Genomic DNA, 4094 nt, shown 5'->3' with positions numbered 1-4094 from the left:
CCGGGCGGGGCGCGAGACGGCTCAGCGCTACGACTGGCCGGTCGTGGCCCGCCAGGTCCGTGACGTCTACTCCGACGTCGTCGAGCGCGCCGGCGCATGACGGTTCGGTGTTCGCGTGGACGACCAGGCTCGCGCCACCGGGAACACCTCGCAGCTCACGCCCGTCGGCGATGGGGCCGTCGGCGCCCTCGGAGCTACGCCGACTCGGCTCGGTCCGGGTCGGCGGCTTCTTCGTGCGCCTGGACCCGTTCTTGTGTATCGACCGCTTCTCGGTGCGCGTGCTCGCCGCCGACCCCCGCCTGTCTGCGGCTCAGCTCCGCCAGGGGATCGTCCCTGCCGTACATGACCACCGTGTCGCCTGGTCGCAGCCGCGTGTCCGCGGCTGGGACGCCGAGGAACTCGCCCGAAGAGCGCCGCACACCCAGCACCAGGACGCCTTCGTTCGCCAGGTCGAGGTCACGGAGAGGCGTGTCAGCCAACCAGTCGTCGGGCTCGACCACGTGCTCCTGAACCGCGTACGGACCCGAGACGTTGAGCAGGCGCGTGTAGTCACGGACGGAGACGCCACTCGCCCAGCGACGGAGCCCCCGCTCGATCGAGCGTCGCATCACTCGCTCCAGCGGGTCGCTGGCCGTCAACAGCCACAGGATGGCGAGCCCGACCGCGAGCACCGCGAGCCGGGCCGCGGCGACGCGGGTGCTGTCGGTGTTGACGAACCCGACCACCAAGGAGGCGATGACCGTCGCGATGCCGGCGTTGCTGAGCAGCATCAGGACCAGGATGATGCGGCGCCGGACCGGGTGGTTCACGACCGTCTCGGCCTCGGAGGTGGTGAACCCCACGCCGGTGAAGGCCGACCTGGCCTGGAAGTACGCCAGGTCGTCCGACACACCGGTCACCGTCAACGCGGCGGTCCCCACGCGCGTGATCACAACGGAGATGGCGACGATCACCAGCACCGACCCGATCGCGAACATCCCTGCCTCCCGTCCCGACGTCGGCGGAGCATGCCACCCCCCGTGGCGCGACCTCGGTCGGTCCTGAGTCCGTAGGCTGCGCCGGCGCCCCGAACCTCCCGCCAAGAGGACGCGCTGTGTCCCGCCCCAACCCCCTCGCCGCTGTGCTCCTGGCCGTGGCCGCGCTGCTGATGGCGTGCGCGACGGACGGGGCAGCTCACCGCGATGCCGGCCGAGCCCCCACCGCCGACGATCATCCGGTGGGAACCGCCGGTGCGGGGCAGATGACGGCGCCGCTGACGGGGGAGCCGGTCGGCGACCCTGCAGTCGCCGACCGCCCGGTCGTGGCGGTCAAGGTCGAGAACAGTCCGGCCGGACGACCACAGTCGGGGCTCGATGCTGCCGACGTCGTCTTCGAGGAGCTGACGGAGGGAGGCGTGACCCGCTTCCTCGCGCTGTTCCAGAGCCGCATCCCCGAGCTGGTGGGCCCGATCCGTTCCGCCCGACCCGAGGACGCCCAGCTGGTGCCCGCCTACGACGCGATGCTGTTCATCTCCGGCGCGCGGCCGGATGTGCTGACGTCCCTCCGCGTCGCCGACGTTCCGTTCCTCACCGAGGACGGCGAGGTGCTGTGGCGCGACCGCAGCCGCACGCCACCACACAACGTGTTCGCCCGCGGCGAGGAGCTGTTCGCCGCAGCGGCCGATGACGTCCCGCCCGCCTCCCCGACCGGTTGGAGCTACGCGTCCGAGCCCCCGCAAGGCGCCGTCCCGTGCGGTGAGGGCTGCACCCAGGATCCGGGACTGTCGGTCACGGTCGAGATGTCACACGCGTCGGTAACCGGGTTCGAGTACGACCCGGACGCGGGCCTGTACCGGCGCCTGCAGGACGGCTCCCCCCACGTGGTCACCGGCGACGACCGGATCGGCGCCGCCAACGTCGTCGTCCTCGCCGTCGAGATCGGCCACGGCGGGTGCTGCGACGCGTCGGGGAACCCGTTGACGCAGACCCGGACGCTCGGGACCGGCCGAGGCGTGATCCTGCGCGACGGGCAGCGCTACCCCGCGAGGTGGACCAAGTCGCGCCCCGACCAGCACTACCGGTTCACCGGACCAGACGACCAGCCGTTCCCCCTCAAGCCGGGCCCGACGTGGCTCGTCCTCGCCCCCACCGCGGCGGTGCCGTGAAGGTACGCTGCGACATGATCCGCCCCTCCACCGGGGAGCTCGATGTCTGACCACAGCAGCCCCATCACCGGGACCACCCCGGTCAAACGCGGCCTCGCCGACATGCTCAAGGGCGGCGTCATCATGGACGTCGTCGACGCCGACCAGGCACGCATCGCGGAGTCCGCGGGCGCGGTCGCCGTCATGGCGCTCGAGCGCGTCCCCTCCGACATCCGCGCCCAGGGCGGCGTCGCCCGCATGTCCGACCCGGACAAGATCACCGAGATCCAGGAGGCGGTCACCATCCCGGTGATGGCCAAAGCCCGGATCGGCCACTTCGCCGAAGCGCAGGTGTTGCAGGCGCTCGGTGTCGACTACGTCGACGAGTCGGAGGTCCTGACCCCCGCCGACGAGCAGCACCACATCGACAAGTGGGCGTTCGACGTCCCGTTCGTGTGCGGGGCGACCAGCCTCGGAGAGGCGTTGCGACGGATCGCGGAGGGGGCCGCCATGATCCGCTCCAAGGGTGAGGCGGGGACCGGCAACATCGTCGAGGCCGTCCGCCACATCCGCGCCATCACCAGCGAGATCCGGCGGCTGGCCGGCCTCCGCGGCGAGGAGCTGTTCGCCGCCGCCAAGGACCTGCAGGCGCCTGAGGCGCTGGTGCGTGAGGTCGCCGACGCGGGCCGGCTCCCCGTCGTCCTGTTCACCGCCGGCGGTGTCGCCACGCCCGCCGATGCTGCGCTGGTGATGCAGCTGGGGTCCGACGGGGTCTTCGTCGGGTCGGGGATCTTCAAGTCCGCCGATCCCCAGCGGCGTGCCCGCGCGATCGTGGAGGCGACCACCCACTTCGACGATCCCGAGGTGATCGCGAAGGTGTCTCGTGGGTTGGGTGAGGCGATGCGCGGCATGGACGTCACAACGCTCGCCGCTTCCGACCGACTGGCCAGCCGAGGCTGGTGAGATGTCGGATTGGGTGCCGGGGGAGCGGCTCACCCGGACCCGCCCACCGGAGCCGGAGCTCCCCGACGACGCCCCGCTGATCGGCGTGCTGGCCCTGCAGGGCAACGTGCTGGAGCACCTGCGAGCTGTGCGTGAGGCCGGGGCCCACGCCGTGCGCGTGCGGCGCCCCGCGGACCTCGACGGCCTCGACGGGCTGATCATCCCCGGCGGCGAGTCCACCACGATCGGGCGGCTGATCTCGCACCTCGCGCTCGACGAGCCGTTGCGCCAGCACATCGCCGCGGGACTGCCGACGTTCGGGACGTGCGCCGGGATGATCCTGCTGTCCGACGAGCTCGCACAGGACCGGCCACAGACCCTGCTGGGAGGCCTCGATGTCACGACCCGGCGCAACGCCTTCGGCCGGCAGGTCGACTCGTTCGAGACCGACCTGGCGGTGCGCGGCATCGACGGCGGGCCGGTGCACGCCGTGTTCATCCGTGCGCCGTGGATCGAACGGGTCGGCTCGGACGTGGAGATCCTCGCCGAGGTGGCCGGTCATCCCGTGATGGTGCGGCAAGACAACCTGCTCGCCGCCGCGTTCCATCCCGAACTGACGGTCGATCGGCGGGTCCACCAGCTGTTCGTCGCGCAGGTTCGGGCGGCACGTCGGTCGGTGCGAGGCGGAGCCCCGGGGCGCGGGGAGGCCGACCCGGGTGCCCAGTACCCTGACCGATGAATCCACCGGAGGACGGTCGATGTCCGGCCACAGCAAGTGGTCCACGATCAAGCGGAAGAAGGGCGCCGCGGATGCCAAGCGCGGCAGGATCTTCGCGCGGCTCGTGCGTGCCATCGAGGTGGCGGCACGAGACGGCGGCGGCGACCCCGACTACAACCCGACGCTCGCCGACGCGATCCAGCGCGCCAAGGACAACTCCGTCCCCAAGGACACGATCGAGCGGGCGGTCAAACGCGGCTCCGGCGAGCTCGAAGGGGTGTCGTACGAGCCGGTGCAGTACGAGGGTTACGC

The 4094-nt window shown here is 71.7% G+C and carries 5 protein-coding genes; 4 read left to right on the top strand and 1 reads right to left on the bottom strand.

Annotation, left to right across the window (positions count from 1 at the left end; translation table 11 throughout):
- Positions 1-194 precede the first annotated feature (194 nt).
- Positions 195-977 (bottom strand): TrkA C-terminal domain-containing protein, encoded by a 783-nt coding sequence (locus M3N57_00025; protein ID MDP9021093.1) that lies wholly within the window; start codon positions 975-977, stop codon positions 195-197.
- A 116-nt stretch (positions 978-1093) separates the two neighbouring features.
- Here M3N57_00025 and M3N57_00020 point away from each other — a divergent pair, with 116 nt between their 5' ends.
- From M3N57_00020 to M3N57_00005, 4 genes are all read left to right on the top strand, one after another.
- On the top strand, positions 1094-2143 hold the full coding sequence (locus M3N57_00020) for a DUF3048 domain-containing protein (protein MDP9021092.1): 1050 nt from the start codon (positions 1094-1096) through the stop codon (positions 2141-2143).
- A gap of 42 nt (positions 2144-2185) precedes the next feature.
- Positions 2186-3085 (top strand): pyridoxal 5'-phosphate synthase lyase subunit PdxS, encoded by a 900-nt coding sequence (pdxS, locus tag M3N57_00015; GenBank protein MDP9021091.1) that lies wholly within the window; start codon positions 2186-2188, stop codon positions 3083-3085.
- A gap of 1 nt (position 3086) precedes the next feature.
- Positions 3087-3803 (top strand): pyridoxal 5'-phosphate synthase glutaminase subunit PdxT, encoded by a 717-nt coding sequence (gene pdxT / locus M3N57_00010; protein ID MDP9021090.1) that lies wholly within the window; start codon positions 3087-3089, stop codon positions 3801-3803.
- Positions 3804-3822: 19 nt separating this feature from the next.
- Positions 3823-4094: YebC/PmpR family DNA-binding transcriptional regulator (locus tag M3N57_00005; GenBank protein ID MDP9021089.1), on the top strand; the 272-nt coding region annotated here is incomplete at its 3' end.

Source organism: Actinomycetota bacterium (assembly GCA_030776725.1).
In the GTDB taxonomy this organism is placed as follows: Bacteria; Actinomycetota; Nitriliruptoria; order Nitriliruptorales; family JAHWKO01; genus JAHWKW01.
This window is presented reverse-complemented; position numbering and strand designations above follow the sequence as displayed.